We start from the raw sequence: 18,759 nt of genomic DNA on the forward strand, positions 1-18,759 counted from the left end.
ACCGGACCGGCGGTTTCCGCGCCTTCATCCCGTACACGTACCAGCCCGAGAACAACCACCTCAAGGGCCGCACGCAGGCCACGCTCTTCGAGTACGTGCGGATGATCGCGATCGCCCGGCTCTTCTTCGACAACGTGGCCCACATCCAGGGCTCCTGGCTGACCACCGGCAAGGAGGCCGGTCAACTGACCCTGCACTACGGCGCGGACGACCTCGGCTCCGTGATGCTGGAGGAGAACGTGGTCTCCTCGGCGGGCGCCAAGCACCGCTCCAACCTGGTGGAACTGCTCACGCTGATCCGCGGTGCCGGGCGGGTGCCCGCGCAGCGCGCCACGACCTACGAGCACCTCAAGGTCAACGACGACCCGGCGAACGACCCGGTCGACGAGCGGGTCGTCTCCCACATCTCGTCCACCGCGATCGCGGGCGGCACCGCCCACCCCGAGCTGAAGCTGATCTCCGCGAACTGACGAAGTCCCACCGAACGCAGAAACAGGACGGAGAAGCCATGCCGGGCGCCATCCACGCTGAGGGCCTCGTCAAGACCTTCGGGAAGATCCGGGCTCTCGACGGAGTCAGTCTCACGGTCCCGGAGGGCACCGTGCTGGGTCTGCTGGGCCCCAACGGGGCGGGCAAGACCACCGCCGTCCGGGTGCTCACCACTTTGCTGCGCCCCGACGCGGGTACCGCCACGGTCGCGGGCCACGACGTGGTCCGCGACCCGGACCTGGTACGCCGGTCGATCGGGCTGTCCGGTCAGTTCGCCGCCGTCGACGACCGGCTGACGGGCCGTGAGAACCTGCGCATGATCGGCGAGTTGTACGGCATGCGGGCCGCCGCGTCCCGGCGCCGGGCCGAGGAGCTGCTCGCGCAGTTCGAGCTGACCGGGGCCGCCGACCGGGTGTCCACCACGTACTCGGGCGGTATGCGACGGCGCCTCGACCTCGCGTGCGCGCTGGTGGTGCGGCCGTCGGTGATGTTCCTCGACGAGCCGTCGGTGGGCCTCGACCCCACCAGCCGCCTGCTGTTGTGGGAGGCCATCGACCGGCTGGTCGACGCGGGCACCACCCTGCTGCTGACCACGCAGTACCTGGAGGAGGCGGACCGGCTCGCCCAGGACATCGCCGTCGTCGACCAGGGCCGGATCATCGCCCAGGGCACACCGCGCGAACTCAAGACACGCACCAGCCGGCAGCAGATCGAGATCGTCGTGGAGCGCGCCGAACAGATCGAGGGCGCCGCCGCGCTGCTGGGCCGCTTCAGCACCCGCGCACCGGACGTGGACCGGGCCAGGTCCCTGGTCTCCGCGCCGGTGGGCGGCGGCGTGCACCTGCTGACCGAGGTCATCGGCGCCCTGGCCGGCGCCGGGATCGAGATCAGCGACATCAGCCTGCGCCAGCCGACCCTCGACGAGGTGTTCCTGGCCCTGACGGATCCGCCCCGCGGCGACCGGCCCCGGCCCGCGATGGCCTCGGCCGGCGCGTCGAACGAGAAGGAGTGATGACCGTGGCATGGGCGGTACAGTCCCGCGGCGGGGACGCCCTGCGCCCCGCGTCCGCGGCGAAGGCGATCCACGACGTGCTCGTGATCACGCGCCGCAACATCATCAGGATGATCCGCATCCCCGAGGTGCTGGTCCTCAGCCTCGTGCAGCCGATCGTGTTCGTCCTGCTCTTCGCCTACCTCTTCGCGGGCTCCTTCGCGCTGCCCGGCGCGGGCGGCCCGGAGGCCTACCGCGAGTACATGATGCCCGGCTTCTTCGCTCAGACCATCGCCTTCGCGACCGCCAGCAACAGCAGCGTGGGCATGGCCAACGACCTCAAGAGCGGCATGGTCGACCGGTTCCGCTCGCTGCCCATGGCCCGCGGGGCGCTGCTGACCGGCCGCGCGCTCGCCGACCTGGTGCAGAACAGCGCCGTGATCGTGGTGATGGTGGGCTGCGCCCTGATCGTCGGCTGGCGCATCCACCACGGATTCCTGCACGCGGCCGCGGCGTTCGGGCTGCTGCTCCTGCTGGGCTACGCCCTGTCGTGGGTGGGTGTGCTCATCGGTCTGTCGGTCCGCGCGCCGGAGGCCGCCGCGACCGGCAACTTCCTGTGGCTGTTCCCGCTGACCTTCCTGTCGAACGCGTTCGTCGCACCGTCCACGCTCCCCACCCCGCTGCGTTTCGCGGCGGAGTGGAACCCGCTCACGGCCACCGTCCAGTCGGCCCGTGACCTGTTCGGCAACCCCGGGCTGCACGCGACGACCGGCTGGCCCGCCGAGCACGCCGTGATGGTGTCCGTGACGTGGTCGGTCGTCATCGCCCTGGTGTGCCGGGCGCTGGCGGTGCGCCGCTACCGCTTGTCCGCCGCCTGACCGCAGGGAGTCCGAGGAGCGTGAGTGAGATGTTCCGTGCCGATCTCGTCCGGCCGCTGCACGAACTGCTCGCCGATCACGCCGAGCGGCGGCCGCGGCAGCCCGCGTTCCGCGACGCCCACCGCTCGGTGACCTACGCCGAACTGGCCCTGCGTACCGCCCGGGTGGCCGGCCATCTCGCCGAGCTGGGCCTGGCACGCGGCACGCGGGCCGTGATCTATCTGCCCAACCGGGTGGAGACGGTGGAGAGTTACCTGGCCGTCACGCGGGCGAGCGCGGTCGGCGTCCCGCTCAACCCGCAGTCGACCGACGCCGAGCTGTCCTTCCTGCTGGACGACTGCGGGGCCCGGATGGTGATCACCGGGGTGGCCCAACTGCCCCAGGTGCGCCGGGTCCTGGTCGACCGGCCGGGGGTCGCGGTCGTGGTCGTGCCGGACCCCTCCGGACCCGAGGAGGAGCACGGTCTGCCGCGGTACGAGACCCTGGCGACGACCTGGTCGATACGTCATCCACCGCGCGACGACCTGGGCCTGGACGAGCCGGCGTGGATGCTCTACACGTCCGGCACCACGGGCCGTCCCAAGGGCGTGGTCTCCACCCAGCGGTCGTCGCTGTGGGCGACCGGCGCCTGCACCGCCCCGGTCCTCGGGCTGTCGCCGCGGGACCGGGTGCTGTGGCCGATGCCGCTGTTCCACGCCGTCGCGCACAACGTGTGCGTGCTCGGGGTGGTGGCGGTCGGCGCGACGGCCCGGATCACCGACGGGCTGGCGGCGGACGAGATCCTGCGCACGGCCCGCGAGGAGCGCTCCACGTTCCTCGTCGGGGTGCCGACGATGTACCACCACATGGTCGAGCGGGCCCGGTCCGACGGGTTCGACGCCCTGGCCGACCTCAGGCTGTGCATGGTCGCGGGCTCCTCCTGCCCGGCGTCGCTGCACGAGTCCTTCCGTGCCGCGTTCGGCCTGCCGCTGCTGGACAGTTACGGCAGCACCGAGACCGGCGGCGCGATCACCACCAACCTCCCCCAGGGCCCGTACGTGCCGGGCTCCTGCGGGCTGCCGGTGCCGGGCCTGACGCTGCGTCTGACGGATCCCCGGACCGGGCGGGAGGTGCCCGGCGGCGCGGAGGGCGAGGTGTGGGTCTCCAGTCCGGCGCTGATGCTCGGCTACCACCGCCAGGACGAGGCGACGGCGTCCGTGCTGAGCGACGGCTGGTACCGCACCGGTGACATCGCCTGGCAGGACGAGGCCGGGTACGTCACCATCAGCGGCCGGCTGAAGGAACTCATCATCCGCGGCGGCGAGAACATCCATCCGGGCGAGATCGAGAAGGTGCTGGGCCGGGTGGAGGGCGTCGCGGACGCGGCCGTGGGCGCGAAGCCGCACGACACGCTCGGTGAGGTGCCGGTGGCGTACCTGGTGCGCGGACCCGGCGGCATCGACACGGACTCGGTCCTGTCCGCGTGCCGCGCGGAGCTGTCGGCGTTCAAGCTGCCCGAGGAGCTGTACGAGGTCGACGAGGTCCCGCGCAACCCGGCCGGGAAGATCGCCCGCAAACGGCTGGCCGGGCTGCCCGGCCGGCTGCTGTGGCGCAGGTCCCGGACGGCGGAGCGGTCCTCGCGGGTCTACGAAGGGGCCCTGGAACTCGGCCTGGTGGACGGCGCGCACCCGCTGCTGCAGGCCGCGGTCGAACTGCCCGGCGGGGACGGTGTGCTGTTCGCGGGCCGTCTGCAGGGCGGCGGGCGCACCGCGCCCGCCTCGCGCACGGTGGCCGGCACGGCCGTCGTGGCGCCCGCGGTCCTCACCGAGCTGGTGCTGCACGCCGGGGACCACGTCGGCTGCGGGCACCTGGTGGAACTGAGCACCGGTGAGCCGCTGGTGCTGCCCGAGCGGGACGGTGTCCAGCTGCGGGTGAGCGTCGAGGCGGCCGGCGAGGACGGTGCACGTCCCGTCACCGTGCACGCCCGGCGCGACGGCAAAGGGGCGAGCGGACGGCCGTGGACCTCGCACGCGTCCGGCACGCTCGCGCCCGGCCTGCCCGACGCGGACCCCGGTGACCTGGCCGTGTGGCCGCCGGCCGGTTCACAGCGCGTCCCGCTGGAGGAGTTGCCGGCCGGTGCGGACGGCCTCCCGGCCGGGTCGGACAACGGCCTGCCGTGGGAGCTGCGGACGGTGTGGCGGCGTGACGGGGAGCTGTTCGCCGAGGTCGCGCTGCTGGACGAGAACCGGGAGCAGGCGGCCCTGTTCGGGCTGCATCCGGCCCTGCTGGACGCGGTGCTGCGGCCCGCGCTGCTGCACACCCGGGTGGACCCGGCCGTCCAGGCCCCGGCCCCGGACGGCGAGGGCCCGTGGTGGCCGCACTCCTGGCACGGGGTGACGCTGCACGCCTCCGGGGCGTCCGTGCTGCGCGTGCGGGTACGGCCGCGGCCCGACGGCGGGTTCGGCATCGAGGCCGCGGACGCGGCCGGCGATCCGGTGCTGAGCGTGGAGTCCGTGACCTCCGGCGGACTGACCCGGGCCGCGCTGGCCCGGGCCTCGGCACTCCAGCAGGACGGTCTGTTCACCCAGGTGTGGCACGACGTGGAGCTCGCGCCGGCCGCGCGGCACGGCGACGAGCGGTGGGCGGTGGTCGGCGACGACCCGCTGCGCGTCCGCGCCGGTCTGATGGCCGCGGGGCGTTACTCCGAGACGTATCCGGACCTCGGCGCCCTGGCGAAGGCCGTCTCGGACGGCGGCGCGCCGCCGGACGTGGTGCTCGTCTCCCGGGTCCCGGAAGCCGCCCGGAGCGGCGCGGACACCGCGGACGCGGTGCGCGGTGCCGTGCGCGAGGGCCTGGAGTGGGCACGCCGGTGGGGTGATCCGCTGTTCGCGGACAGCCGTCTGGTGGTGCTGACCCGGGGTGCCGTGCCCGCCTGGGACGGCTCCCCGGCGCCGGACCTGCCGGCCGCCGCCCTGTGGGGGCTGGTCGGCGCGGCGCAGGACCGGGCACCGGGCCGTTTCCTGCTGGTCGACACGGACGCCTCCAAGCGGGCCTGGCGTGTCCTGCCGGACGCGGTGGCCTCGGGGGAACCCCGGCTGGCACTGCGCGGCCGTTCGGCGCGCGCGCCGCGGATCGAACGCGTCACGCCCGGCGCCGGCACCGCGGTGCCCGCCGCGGACGGCGCGGGCCTGCTGCTGGCGGTGAGTGCCGGGGCGACCGCACCGGCCGGGCGGCTGGTGGCCGATCACGGCTTCCGTGACGTGCTGTTGGCCGGCACGCCGGTGACGGACGCCGACGTGGACGCCGTGGCGGACGCGGGTGCGGCGGGCGTGGCCGTGGCCGCGTGGGACGCGGCGGACCCGGTGGCGGCCGTGCGCCCGCTGCGGGCGGCCGGACCGTCGGCCGTGCTGTTCGCGGCGGCCGTGGACCTCGCGTCCCAGGGGCCCGACGGTGACGTCGACGCGGTGCTGCGGCCCGTCGTCGACACCGCGCTCGCCCTCGGCGACCAGCTCGCGCCCGGGGACGTGGACCTGTTCGTGCTCAGCTCCCCCGCCCCCGCGGCGGCCGCCCCCGAACTGGTCGCCGAGGCCGCCGGCGCGTTCCTGGACGCGTGGGCGGTGCGGCTGCGGGCCGCCGGTGTGCCCGCCGTGTCGGTACGCGGCGCCGACCTGGCCTCACGGGAGGCCCTGGACCTGTTCGACGCGGCGCGCTCGCTGGGGCTGCCCGCGGTCGTCGCCGCGCGCACCGGCCCGGACACCGGCGTCCCGGACGCCGACGGGCCGGCCGGTCCGCTCACCGGCTCGGCCGCGCTGCGGCGGGGGCTGGTGCGCGGCACGGGCCGCCGGGTGGCCCGTGACGCGGTGACGGATCCGTCCGGACTGCGGCACCGGCTGGCGGCCCTGTCGGACGCCGAGCAGGAACAGGCCGTCATCGACCTGGTGCGCGCCCACTTCGCCGTCTCCCTCGGGCTGCCGGGCGGCGCTCAGATACCGCCGGACGGCGAGACGCGGGAGCTCGGCTTCGACTCGCTGACCGCGCTCACCGCGCGCAACGCGCTGGTCGAGGCGACCGGGCTGCCCCTGTCGGCGGCCGTGGTGTTCGACTTCGCCACGCCGGCCGGACTCGGCCGCCATCTGAAGAAGGAGCTGCTCGCCCGCTGAACCAGCCTGTCCGACAGGCCCGTTGACACGGGATTCCCGGCCGGGGGGGGGGGCGGGGGGCGGGGGTTGGGGGGGGGGCGCGGCGCCCCGGGCGCGCGTCGAGGGCGGGCCCCCCGCCGCCCCCCGGCGCCGTCGTGACGCGGGGTGTCCGCCGTCATGACGCCGCACGACACAGAACGCCCGAAGGCGGAAGAGGAGAAGAAGCCAGATGAGGGTCGAGAACGTGCACATCGAATCGCTGGGCGTCGTGCTGCCCGAGTGGGCCGACGCCCTGCAGGCCGTGGCCGAAGGGCGGCTGGACGGCGAGATCCAGGCGGCGAACGGGCTGACGGGCACCCATGTCGCCGGTGACGTGCCGGCCATGGACATGGTCGTGGCGGCCGCGCGGACCACGCTGGAGCGCTCGAAGACCGATCCCGAGGACCTCGGGGCGTACATCCACAGCGCCGTCCACTACCAGGGTCCCGACGGCGCCTACCCGCCCGGTTACATCCTGCGGGAGCTGGGCCTGGGCAACATTCCCGCGCTCTATCTCCAGCAGGGCTGCGACGGCATGCTCAGCGCCCTGGAGGTGGCGATCGGCAAGCTCACCGGGGCCGCCGGGGCGGGCTCGGTGCTGCTGACGACGGGCGAGAACTTCTCCTCGCCGCAGATGGACCGCTGGAAGGGCTTCGGCCAGGCGTACATCCTCGGCGACGGCGCGGCCGCGGTGCTGGTGAGCGACGAGGGGGGCTTCGCCGAGGTGCGCTCCCTCAACTCGGGGGTGCTGCACGAGCTGGAGTCGTGGCACCGCGGGGACGGGCCGCTGCTGCTGCGCGAGGACACCGGAGCGGTGGCCGGCATGGTCGAGCGGGCCGAGCAGTTCAGCGAGCAGATGCCGCTGTCGGAGACGATGGAGAAGCTGACCCTGTTCGGCCTGGACATGATCCACCGGTCGCTGGTCGACGCCGGCCTGAACGCGTCGGACCTCACCAAGGTGGTGCCGATCAACATGGACGGCCGGATGATCGAGTACTCGATCATGCTGCCGCTCGGGCTGACCATGGCGGAGTGCAGCTGGGACTTCGGCAGGACGGTCGGGCACGTGGGCGGCGCCGACGTGTTCATCTCCCTGGAGCACCTGGTGCGCACGCGCGAGGTGGTGCCGGGCGACAACGTCCTGCTGTTCTCCCAGGGGCCGGGATGGCTGTGCAGTGCCGCCGTGCTCACCATCACCGACACGCCGCACTGGGCGGTCTGAACACCGCCGCCGCGCCTCTTCCGCCACGCACGGTGCCCCCTGTGTCCGGGCCGGACACAGGGGGCACCGTGCTGTGCGGGGTGGGTCAGCCGTCCTGGCCCAGGCTCGCCAGCCACGCGTCGGTGGCCTCGGCGGTGCCGCGGGCGTGGGTCTCCATCATCGTGAAGTGGTTGCCGGGGACGTCGATCGTGGTGTGCGCCCGCTCCCACGACGACTGCCACTCCTCCCGCTCCAGGGGGCTGTTCGGGTCGGCGGGCACCGGGGGTTCGCTGGAGCGCACCAGGACGACGGGGCTGTCCAGCGCTCCCGGCTCCCATTCGCCGATGAGGCTGATGTACCAGCTCATGGCGGTCAGCCGGTCGGTGTCCATGTGGGCGAACATCGACTCGCGGTCGAACATGCCGCCCAGCATCTGCTGGGAGAACTTCAGGAACGGCGAGTCGGCGCGCGGCATGTAGGTGTCGAGCAGGACCACGGCGGCCGGGGGCCTGCCCTGCTCCTGGAGGTGCCGGGCGGCGGCCAGGGCGAGGATGCCGCCCGAGGAGGAGCCGACGAGGACGACGGGGCCGTCGCCGACGGTCCGGGTGACCGCCTCGGCCTGGAGCGCGGCGACGGCGTCGAACGAGGCGGGCAGTGCCTCACCGGTGCCGAACCCCTGGGTGGGCAGGGCCCATACGTCGCGCTCGCCGCGGAAGGCGGAGGCGAACCGCGCGTACTGGTGCACGCCGGCCAGCGCCACGTAGGAGCTGAAGCAGACGAACGGTGTGCCCCTCTCGCCCTTGGAGAGCCTGATCGGCTCGGGCACCGCGGCCAGTTCCCGCGGGGAGGCGAAGGTCGGCCGCAGTGCGGCGGCGGCCTGGAGCAGCGCGAAGCCCTCGTCGACGCGGCCGCTCTCGCAGGCCTGCTTGAACAGGCCGCTGAGGGTGTCCCCGGCGTGCGCGGCGGGCCGGTCGGCCGGCGCCGCCGGGCCGGCGCCGGTGGGTGCCTCCAGCAGCCGCTGGTCGAGGTGGGCGGCGAGCAGTTCCGGGGTGGCGTGGTCGAACAGGAGGGTCGGCGGCAGGGTCAGGGCGGTCGCGGTGGCCAGGTGGTTGCGCAGTTCGACCGCCGTCAGGGAGTCGAAGCCCTGTTCCGTGAAGAGCTGGTCGGCCTCCACCGCGTCGGCCGAGGCGTGTCCGAGGACCGCCGCGGCCAGTTCGCGGACCAGGCCGAGCAGCGCGGTGCGGCGCCCGGCCGGGTCGAGTCCGCTCAGCCGGACGGCGGCGGCCGGTGCCGACCGGGCGCCGGCCGCGCTGCGCCGGCCGGCCGGGCGGTCCGCCGGCCGCAGCAGCGCCTGCAGGGCGCCGGTGCCGGCGGTGGTGTCCATGGCGATGAGGGCGGGACGGTCGGTGGTCAGCGCGCTGTCGAGCAGGAGGAGTCCGTCCTTGGTGGACAGCGCGCGCATGCCGCCGCGGGTCATGCGGCGGCGGTCGGTGTCGGAGAGGCCGGCCGTCATGGCGCTGTCGCTCTCCCACACTCCCCAGGCGAGGGAGGAGGCGGGCAGGCCGAGCGAGTGCCGGTGGGAGGCGAGCGCGTCGAGGAAGGCGTTGGCGGCGGCGTAGTTGGCCTGGCCCGGGGAGCCGAAGGTTCCCGCGGCGGAGGAGAACAGGACGAACGCGGACAGGCCGTGGCCGGCGGTGAGTTCGTGCAGCAGCCAGCCGCCGTCGGCCTTCGGGCGCAGGACCCGCTCGAAGCGTTCGGGGTCCAGGGCGGTGACCGGCTTGTCGTCGACGACGCCGGCGGCGTGCACCACGCCGGTCAGCGGCCGGTCGGCGGGGACGGCGGCGAGGAGGCGTTCGACCTGGGCGCGGTCGGCGGTGTCGCAGGCGACGAGGGTGACGTCCGCGCCGAGTGCGGTGAGTTCGTCGCGCAGTGCGCCGGCGCCGGGGGCGTCGGGGCCGCGGCGGCTGGTGAGCAGCAGGCCGCGGACGCCGTGGGCGGTGACCAGGTGCCGGGCGAGGGCGCTGCCGAGGGCGCCGGTGGCGCCGGTGACCAGGACGGTGCCGGACGCCAGGGCGGGTGCCTCGGTGCCGGGCTCGACCGGGGCGAGGCCCGGCAGCAGGACCCGGCCGGCGCGTACCGCGCTCTGCGGGTGGACGGCGGCGACGGCGGCGAGGAGGGCGTGCTCGTCCGCCGCGTCGGGGGTGCCGGGCAGGTCCACGAGCTGGAAGCGGCCGGGGTGTTCGGCCTGTGTGGAGCGGACCATGCCCCACAGGGCCGCGCCCGCCAGGTCCTGGATGCCGCCGTCGTCGTCGGTGGCCACGCAGGACCGGGTGACGAACACCAGGCGGGAGGCGGCGAAGCGTTCGTCGCCGAGCCAGCCGCGGATCAGGTCGTGGGCCGGGGTGAGCGCGGAGCGGACGGTGCCGGGGACGTCGTGTCCGTCGTCGGGGCGGTGGCCGCCCGGGGCGACGAGCACGATGTCCGGCAGGGTCATGCCGGTGTCCACGGCCTTGCCGAGTGCTTCGAGGTCGGCGTACGCCTCCAGGTGGACGCCCGCGGCGTCGACGGCCCGGGCCACCCGGTCGTCGCCCTCGCCGAGGATGATCCAGCGGGCCGATCCGGGGCGGGGCGCGGCCGGGGCGGGCCGTGCGTCGCTCCAGGCCAGGCGCAGCAGCCCGGGTGCCCGGTCGTCGTGTTCGCGCGGCGGGGCGGCGGCCACGGTGCGCAGGGTGATGGACTCGGCGGTGGCGACGGGCCGGCCGTCGGTGTCGGCGACGAGCACGGAGAACCCGTGGTCGTGGCCGGCCGGCGCCAGCCGCACCCTGAGGGCGGTGGCGCCCTCCGCGTGCAGGGTCAGGCCGCTCCACGCGAAGGGCAGCATGGGCTCCGGCGACTTCCCGGCGCCGCCCGGGAGTTCGACGAGAAGCGCGTGGGTCGCCGCGTCCAGCAGGGCGGGGTGGAGGCCGAAGCGGGGGGCGTCGGACCGGTACTCCTCGGGCAGCGCGGCCTCGGCGAAGACCTCGTCGCCGCGCCGCCACACCCGGCCCAGGCCCTGGAAGCTGGGCCCGTAGTCGAACCCGGCCTCGGCGAACCCTTCGTAGTGGCCGCCGTCGGCGACGGTCTCGGCGCCGTGCGGGGGCCAGACGCTCAGGTCGGCGGCCGGGGTGTCCGGGGTGTTCGCGCCGGGGGCGAGGGTGCCCCGGGCGTGCTGTTCCCACGGGGTGGCGGCGTCGGCCTCCGCGGGACGGGCGTGCACGCCGAAGGCGCGCCGGCCCCGCTCGTCGGGTGCCTCCACGGTGACCTGGAGCAGGACGGCTCCGTCGTGGGGGATCACGAGCGGGCTGTGCAGGGTGAGTTCGGCGAGGTGGGCGCAGCCGGTGCGGTCGCCCGCGTGGACGGCGAGGTCGAGGTAGCCGGTCGCGGGCAGGATGACGCGGCCGAGGACGGTGTGGTCGGCGAGCCAGGGGTGGGTGCGCAGGGAGAGACGTCCGGTGAACAGGACGGTGTCGGAGCCGGCGGGGCTGACGGCGGCGCCCAGGAAGGGGTGGGCCGCCGTTTCCAGGCCGGCGCCCTCCAGGTCGCCGGTCCAGGGGGCGCTGGGCAGCCAGTAGCGCTCGCGCTGGAAGGCGTAGGTGGGCAGCGGTACCGGCCGGGCGCCGGTGAACAGGGCGGGCCAGTCGGGTTCGGTGCCGGTGGTGAACAGCCGGCCGAGCGCGGTGAGCAGGCCGCGGGCCTCGGGGACGTCCTTGCGGACGGCCGGGACGAGTTGGGCCGCGGGGCGGTCGGGGTCGTCGAGGGCCGCGGTGGCCAGGGTGGTCAGGGTGGCGTCCGGGCCGATCTCCAGGAAACGGGTGGCGGCGAGGCCGTCGCGGAGGTGACGGACGGCGTCCTGGAAGCGGACCGGTTCGCGGACGTGGCGCACCCAGTACTCGGGGTCGGTCAACTGCGCCGCGCCGACCGGCTCTCCGGTCGTGCCGGAGACGAAGGCCAGGTGCGGTGCGGAGTAGGTGAGCCGTGCGGCGACGGACCGGAAGGCGTCGAGGACGGGGTCCATGAGCGGTGAGTGGAAGGCGTGGCTGACGCGCAGCCGGGAGGTCTTGCGGCCCTGCGCCGCCAGCTGGTCGACGACGGCGGTGACGGCCTCCTCGGTGCCGGAGACGACCGTGGCCGCGGGCCCGTTGAGGGCGGCGATGCCGAGGGTGGTCTCCCGTCCGGCGAGCAGGGGCAGTACTTCCGCCTCGGAGGCCTGGAGGGAGGCCATCGCGCCGCCCGGGGGCAGTTGCTGCATGAGCCGGCCGCGGGCGGCGACCAGGGTGCAGGCGTCGGGGAGGGAGAGGACGCCGGCGACGTGGGCCGCGGCGAGTTCGCCGACGGAGTGGCCGGTGACCTGGTCGGGGACGATGCCCCAGGACTCCAGCAGGCGGTAGAGGGCGACCTCGAAGGCGAACAGGGCGGGCTGGGCGTGCTCGGTGCGGTTCAGGAGCTCGGCGGCGGCCTCGGAGCCACGGTCGCCGTCGCCGTCGCCGAGGATGATCTCGCGCAGTCCGGGGAGGTGGGCGCAGGCCGCGTCGAAGGCCTCGGCGAACACGGGGTAGGCCTGGTGGAGTTCGCGGCCCATGCCGGGGCGCTGGGCGCCCTGGCCGGTGAAGAGGAACGCGGTGCGACCGCCGCCGCGTGCCACGCCGGCCGGGGTGCGGGGCTCGGAGCGCCCCTCGGCCAGCGCGGTGAGGGCCTCGGTGAGTTCGCTCCGGTCGGCGCCGAGGACGACGGCGCGGTGTTCGAAGGCGGTACGGGTGGTGGCGAGGGACAGTCCCACGTCGCGGGCGTCGGCCTGTGGCCGGTCGGCGAGGTGGGTGAGCAGGCGGCTCGCCTGGTCCCGCAGGGCGGCGGCGTTGCGGGCGCTGAGCACCCAGGGGATGACGGGGGCCTGGGTGCCGGCGGCCGCGGGCGCGGCGGGTCCGGCCTCGGCGGGCGTGCCGGGTTCCTCGTCGGTGGCGGCTTCGAGGATGACGTGGGCGTTGGTGCCGCTGATGCCGAAGGAGGAGACACCGGCGCGGCGGGGTCGGTCCGCCTCGGGCCAGTCGACGGCCTCGGTCAGCAGCCGGACCTCGCCCTCCGTCCAGTCGACGTGGGTGGAGGGCTGGTCGACGTGGAGGGTGGCGGGCAGGACACCGTTGTTCAGGGCCAGGACCATCTTGATGATCCCGGCGACGCCCGCGCCGGCCTGGGTGTGACCGATGTTGGACTTCACCGAGCCCAGCCACAGCGGCTGGTCGGCGGGCCGGTCCTGGCCGTAGGTGGCGAGGACCGCCTGGGCCTCGATGGGGTCGCCGAGCATGGTTCCCGTGCCGTGTGCCTCCAGGACGTCGACGTCCGTGGTGCCGAGGCCCGCGTCGGCGAGCGCGGCCCGGATGACCCGCTGCTGGGAGGGGCCGTTGGGGGCGGTGAGCCCGTTGGAGGCGCCGTCCTGGTTGACGGCGGAGCCGCGGACGACGGCGAGGACCCGGTGTCCGTTGCGGCGGGCGTCGGACAGCCGCTCCACCAGGAGCATGCCGCCGCCCTCCGAGAAGCCGGTGCCGTCGGCGGCGTCCGCGAAGGACTTGCACCGGCCGTCCGCCGCCAGGCCCCGCTGCCTGCTGAAGTCCAGGAACAGTCCCGGGGTGGACATCACGGTGACGCCGCCGGCGAGGGCGAGGTCGCACTCGCCGGAGCGCAGCGAGCGCACCGCCAGGTGCAGGGCGACCAGCGAGGAGGAGCAGGCGGTGTCGACGGTGACCGCCGGGCCCTCCAGGCCGAAGGTGTAGGAGATGCGGCCGGACAGCACGCTCGCCGAGTTGCCGGTGCCCAGGTGGGCGCCGGCGTCCTCGTCGAGGGCGAGCGGGCGGGAGGAGTAGTCCTGGTAGTTGGTGCCCGCGAAGACACCGGTGCGGCTGCCGCGCAGCGCTCCGGGCTCGATGCCGGCCCGCTCGAACGTCTCCCAGGACATCTCCAGCAGGTGTCGCTGCTGCGGGTCCATCGCGGCCGCCTCGCGCGGGGAGATGGTGAAGAACGCCGGGTCGAAGTCGGCGAACCCGGTGAGGAAGCCGCCGGCCCGGGTGGAGATGCCGCCGCTGCGGCCCGGCTCCGGGTCGTAGAGCGCGTCGAGGTCCCAGTCGCGGTCGTCGGGGAAGGGGGTGATGGCGTCGGTGCCGGCGGCCAGCAGCCGCCAGAACTCCTCGGGCGTGCCGACGTCACCGGGGAAGCGGCAGGCCATGCCGACGATGGCGATCGGGTCGTCGTCGGTGTCCGGGCGCCGTGCGTCCGGGGCCGCGGGCGCGGTGGCCGCCGGGGGGCCGGTGGGGGCGAGCGCGGCGCCGAGGTGGTCGGCGAGCGCGGCGGGGGTCGGGTAGTCGTAGACGAGGCTGGTCGGCAGCCGCAGGCCGGTGGCCGCGTTGAGGGCGTTGCGCAGTTCGACGGCGGTCAGCGAGTCGAAGCCGAGTTCCCGGAAGGCCCGGTTGGGTTCGACCTCGTCGGGGCTGGGGTGGTTGAGCACGTAGGCGATGTGGGCCCGGACGAGGGTGAGCAGGGCGCTGCGGCGGTCGCTGTCGCCGAGGGGGGCGAGCTGTTCGGCGAGGCCGGTGCGCTCCCCCGGTGCGGGCTCCGGTGCGGTGCCGCGCGCGCCGGCCGGGGCCTGCCGTGCCTCGGGCAGGGCGGCGTAGAGGCGGCGCGGGCGGCCCTTGGCGAGTTCGGCGCCGAACACCTCCCAGTCGATGTCGGTGACGACGAGGGTGGTGTCGTCGTGGTCGAGGGCGTGCTGGAGCGCGGTGACGGCCGTGTCGGGGTCCATGAGGCGTACGCCGTGGCGTTCCAGGCGTTCGCCGACGGTGCCGGAGGCCATGCCGCCGTCGGCCCAGCCGCTCCAGGCGACGGCGGTGGCGGGCAGGCCGCGGGCGCGGCGGTCCTCGGCGAGGGCGTCGAGGAAGGCGTTGCCGGGGGCGTAGTTGCCGTGTCCGGGGCTGCCGAAGACTCCGGAGGAGGACGAGAACAGGACGAAGGCGGACAGGTCGAGTCCGGCGGTGGCGGAGTCGAGGTTGAGGGCGCCGCCCACCTTCACGCGCAGGACGTCGGCGAGGCGGTCGGGGGTGAGGGAGCCGATGACGCCGTCGTCGAGGACGGCGGCGGTGTGGAACACGGCGGTCAGGGGCCGTTCGGCGGGGATCGCGGCGAGCAGGCGGGCGAGGTCGTCGGGGTCGGCGATGTCGCAGCGGGCTATCTCGGCGCGGGCGCCGAGCGCGGCGAGTTCGGCGGCGAGTTCGGCGGCGCCGGGCGCGTCCGGGCCGGAGCGGCTGACCAGCAGCAGGTCGCGGGCGCCGGAGCCGGCGAGCCAGCGGGCGACGTGCCGGCCGAGTGCGCCGGTGCCGCCGGTGACCAGGACCGTGCCCTCCGGGTGCCAGCGGCGGCCGGCCGGCAGGGCGCCGGTGGCCGCGCGCAGCAGCCGGCGGCCCAGGACGCCGGTGGCGCGGATCGCGGCCTGGTCCTCGTGGTCGCGGCCGGCCAGCACGGCGGCGAACCGGTCGGCGGCCCGCTCGTCGAGGGCGGCGGGCAGGTCGACGAGACCGCCCCACAGGTCGGCCTGTTCGAGGGCGACGACCCGCCCGAATCCCCAGATCATCGACTGGACGGGCGTGCGCGGGGCGCCGTGCGCGCCGGTCGCGACGGCGTCGCGTGTGGTGAACCACACCGGGATGTCGGTGCCGAGGTCCTGCAGCGCCTGGACGAGGGTGACGGTCCCGGCGAACCCCCTCGGCACGGCGGGCAGTGCGGGCAGCGGGTCCTCGTCGAGGGCGAGCAGCGAGACGATTCCGGCGGCTCCGGCGGCTCCGGCGGCGTGGTTCGTCCCGGCGGGCCCGGCGGGCTGCGCCGAGGGGCCGGCGCTCCCGGTGAGGGCGGCGCGGAGGGCGGCGGTGACGGTGGTCCGGTCGGCCGCGCAGTCGACGGTGACGGTCACCGGGGTGGCGCCGGCGCGCCGCAGGGCGGCGGTCAGGGCGGTGGCCTCGGGGCCGTCCTCGTGGCCCGCGGGGACGACGACGGGCCAGCGGCCGGTGAGGGCGGGGGCGGGTCCGTCCTCGACGGGCTGCCAGGCGATGCGGTAGCGCCAGGAGTCGGCGACGGCGGTCTCGGCGCTGTGCCGGCGGTAGTGCGCCAGCGCCGGGACGAGCCGGGAGACGGCGTCCTCGTCGAGGTCGAGGGCGGCGGTGAGGGCCGTGACGTCGCCCTGCTCGACGGCCTCCCAGAACGGCCCGTCGACGGTGCCCCGCGCGCTGCCTGCGTTTGCGGCGCGGGTGAACTCGGGCCAGTAGCGGCGGCGTTGGAAGGCGTAGGTGGGCAGGTCGACGCGGTGTGCGGGGGTGTCGTCGGCGGTGCGCAGTCCGGCGCAGCCCCGTACGTGGAGTTCGGCGAGGGAGAGCAGGAAGCGGCCGGGGCCGCCGTCGCCGCGGCGCAGGGTGCCGACGACGGCGCTGTCGGCGGCGCCGGCCTCGTCCAGGACGTCGCCGAGGACGGTGGTCACCACGGGGTGGGGGCCGACCTCCACGAAGACGCGGTGGCCCGCGGCGGCGAGCGCCCCGGCGGCGTCCCCGAGGCGGACGGTCTGGCGGACGTTGCGGTACCAGTAGTCCGCGTCCAGCGTGGTGGTGTCCTCGATCCGGTCGCCGGTGACCGTGGAGTAGAACGGCACCTCGGCCGGGCGTGCGGCGACCGGTGCGAACGCGGCGAGCAGGTCGTCGCGCACCTCCTCGATCTGCGCGGAGTGCGAGGCGTAGGCGATGGCGACGCGGCGGGCGGTGACGCCCTCGGCGGCGAGTTCGGCCTGCAGGGCGCCGAGCGCCTCCTCCTCGCCGGAGACGACGACCGCGCGGGGGCCGCTGAGCGAGCCCACGGAGATCCGTCCCTCCCAGCGGGCCAGGCGGAGTGTCACCTCGGCGAGCGGCAGCGGTACGGAGAGCATGCCGCCGCGGCCGGCGAGCGGGGTGAGCGCGCGGCCCCGGGTGACGACGATGCGGGCGGCGTCCGCCAGGGTGAGGGCGCCGGCGACGTGCGCGGCGGCGATCTCGCCCTGGCTCTGGCCGACGACGGCGACGGGCCGCACGCCGTGGGACCGCCACAGCCGGGCGAGTGCCACGCAGACCACGAACAGGGCGGGCTGGACGATGTCGACGCGGTCCAGCGGCGGGGCGCCGTCGGCCTCGCGCAGCACGTCCAGCACCTTCCAGTCGGTGTACTCCTCGACGGCGGAGGCGACTTCGGTGAAGTGGGTGCGGAACAGCTCGTCGGTGTCGAGGAGTTCGGTGGCCATGCCGGGCCACTGCGGTCCGTGTCCGGGGAAGACGAAGACGGGGCCGCCCTCGGTGTCGGCGACGCCCCTGACCACGGAGGGCGCGGGCGTGTCCTCGGCGACGGCGTCCAGGCCGGCGAGGAGTTCGCCGGTGTCCCGGGCGACGACGACGGCGCGGTGTTCCAGGGCGGAGCGGGTGCGGGTCAGCGCGTGGGCGAGGTCGGCGGGGTGCGGGGCGGGGCGGTCCCCGTGGGTCAGGTGGTCGTGCAGGCGCCGGGCCTGGGCGCGCAGCGCGGCGCTCGTGCGTCCGGACACCGGGAAGGCGAAGGGGCCGGTGGCCGCGGCGGGCGGCGGGCCGTCGGTGGCGGGCTGTGCGGTCTCCGGCGGCGCCGGGGGCTGTTCGAGGATGACGTGGGCGTTGGTGCCGCTGACGCCGAAGGAGGAGACGCCGCAGCGCAGCGGCCGGTCGGCGGCCGGCCAGGACCGGGCGCCGGTGAGCAGTTCGACGTGGCCGGCGGACCAGTCGACGTGGCGGGAGGGGCGGTCGACGTGCAGGGTGGCGGGCAGGTGCCGCTCGCGCAGCGCGAGGACCATCTTGATGACGCCGGCGACTCCGGCGGCGGCCTGGGTGTGGCCGATGTTGGACTTGACCGAGCCGAGCAGCAGCGGCCGGTCGGCGGGCCGGTCCTGTCCGTAGGTGGCCAGCAGTGCCTGCGCTTCGATGGGGTCGCCGAGGCTGGTGCCGGTGCCGTGCGCCTCGACGGCGTCGACGTCGGCGGGGGCGAGGCCGGCGGAGGTGAGCGCCTGCCAGATGACGCGTTCCTGGGAGGGGCCGTTGGGGGCGGTCAGTCCGTTGGAGGCGCCGTCCTGGTTGACGGCGGAGCCGCGGACGACGGCGAGGACGGGGTGGTTGTTGCGGCGGGCGTCGGAGAGCCGCTCGACGACGAGGACGCCGGCGCCCTCGCCCCAGGCGGTGCCGTCGGCGGCGTCCGCGAAGGCCTTGCAGCGGCCGTCGGCGGCGAGGCCGCGCTGCCGGCTGAACTCCAGGAAGACGGTGGGCGTCGACATGACGGTGACGCCGCCGGCGAGCGCGAGGTCGCACTCGCCGTTGCGCAGGGCCTGTACGGCCAGGTGCAGGGTCACCAGGGAGGACGAGCAGGCGGTGTCGAGGGACACCGCGGGGCCCTCCAGGCCGAGGGTGTAGGAGACGCGGCCGGACAGGACGCTAGCGGAGTTGCCGACGCCGTCGTCGCCCGCGTTGTCCGAGAGGCTGAGCAGGGTGGTGTAGTCCTGGAGGTTGGTGCCCGCGAACACGCCGGTGCGGCTGCCGCGCAGGGCCGCCGGGTCGATGCCCGCCCGTTCCAGGGCCTCCCAGCAGATCTCCAGCAGGACGCGCTGCTGGGGGTCGGTGCCGACGGCCTCGCGGGGCGAGACGCCGAAGAAGCCGGCGTCGAAGTCGGCGACGCGGTCGATGAATCCGCCGGTCCGTGTGTAGCTGCGGCCGGGGGTGCCGGGCTCGGGGTCGTACAGCGAGTCGGTGTCCCAGCCGCGGTCCACGGGCCATTCGGTCATGGCGTCGGCGTCCGAGCCGAGCAGCCGCCACAGGCCTTCGGGGTCCGTCACTCCGCCCGGGAAGCGGCAGCCCATGGCGACGATCGCGACGGGTTCCCGGTTGCGGGCCTCGGCCTCGCTCAGCCGTTGCCGTGTCTGGTGGAGATCGGCCGTGACCT

The 18,759-nt window shown here is 75.4% G+C and carries 4 protein-coding genes and 2 pseudogenes; 5 read left to right on the top strand and 1 reads right to left on the bottom strand.

Annotated features, from left to right (window positions below; genetic code table 11):
• The 5 genes and pseudogenes from ACFV2J_RS34830 to ACFV2J_RS34850 form a co-directional block, all read left to right on the top strand.
• A pseudogene (locus ACFV2J_RS34830) lies at positions 1 to 470 on the top strand (dehypoxanthine futalosine cyclase); the annotation flags it as partial.
• Between the two features lie 38 nt (positions 471 to 508).
• Positions 509 to 1,501, top strand: coding sequence for an ATP-binding cassette domain-containing protein (locus tag ACFV2J_RS34835; RefSeq protein WP_385094492.1), 993 nt, complete (start codon positions 509 to 511; stop codon positions 1,499 to 1,501).
• Positions 1,501 to 2,358, top strand: coding sequence for an ABC transporter permease (locus ACFV2J_RS34840; RefSeq protein ID WP_385094489.1), 858 nt, complete (start codon positions 1,501 to 1,503; stop codon positions 2,356 to 2,358). Before ACFV2J_RS34835 ends, ACFV2J_RS34840 begins: the two co-directional genes overlap by 1 nt.
• Before the next feature lie 29 nt (positions 2,359 to 2,387).
• Positions 2,388 to 6,497 (top strand): AMP-binding protein, encoded by a 4,110-nt coding sequence (locus tag ACFV2J_RS34845; RefSeq protein ID WP_385442438.1) that lies wholly within the window; start codon positions 2,388 to 2,390, stop codon positions 6,495 to 6,497.
• Between the two features lie 208 nt (positions 6,498 to 6,705).
• The gene (locus ACFV2J_RS34850) at positions 6,706 to 7,737 is read left to right on the top strand and encodes a ketoacyl-ACP synthase III family protein (RefSeq protein ID WP_385095112.1); all 1,032 of its coding nucleotides are present in this window, start codon (positions 6,706 to 6,708) and stop codon (positions 7,735 to 7,737) included.
• 85 nt (positions 7,738 to 7,822) lie between these two features.
• Here the strand turns inward: ACFV2J_RS34850 and ACFV2J_RS34855 are convergent.
• Positions 7,823 to 18,757 (bottom strand): annotated as a pseudogene (locus ACFV2J_RS34855) (type I polyketide synthase); the annotation flags it as partial.
• Between the last annotated feature and the right edge of the window lie 2 nt (positions 18,758 to 18,759).

Source organism: Streptomyces sp. NPDC059668, assembly GCF_042734135.1.
Taxonomy (GTDB): domain Bacteria; phylum Actinomycetota; class Actinomycetes; order Streptomycetales; family Streptomycetaceae; genus Streptomyces.

What these genes read in the sequence shown, in the direction of transcription:
- ACFV2J_RS34845 (WP_385442438.1), top strand. Translation starts at nt 2,388, where the DNA reads ATGTTCCGTGCCGATCTCGTCCGGCCGCTGCACGAACTGCTCGCCGAT.
- ACFV2J_RS34850 (WP_385095112.1), top strand. Translation starts at nt 6,706, where the DNA reads ATGAGGGTCGAGAACGTGCACATCGAATCGCTGGGCGTCGTGCTGCCC.
- ACFV2J_RS34835 (WP_385094492.1), top strand. Translation starts at nt 509, where the DNA reads ATGCCGGGCGCCATCCACGCTGAGGGCCTCGTCAAGACCTTCGGGAAG.
- ACFV2J_RS34840 (WP_385094489.1), top strand. Translation starts at nt 1,501, where the DNA reads ATGACCGTGGCATGGGCGGTACAGTCCCGCGGCGGGGACGCCCTGCGC.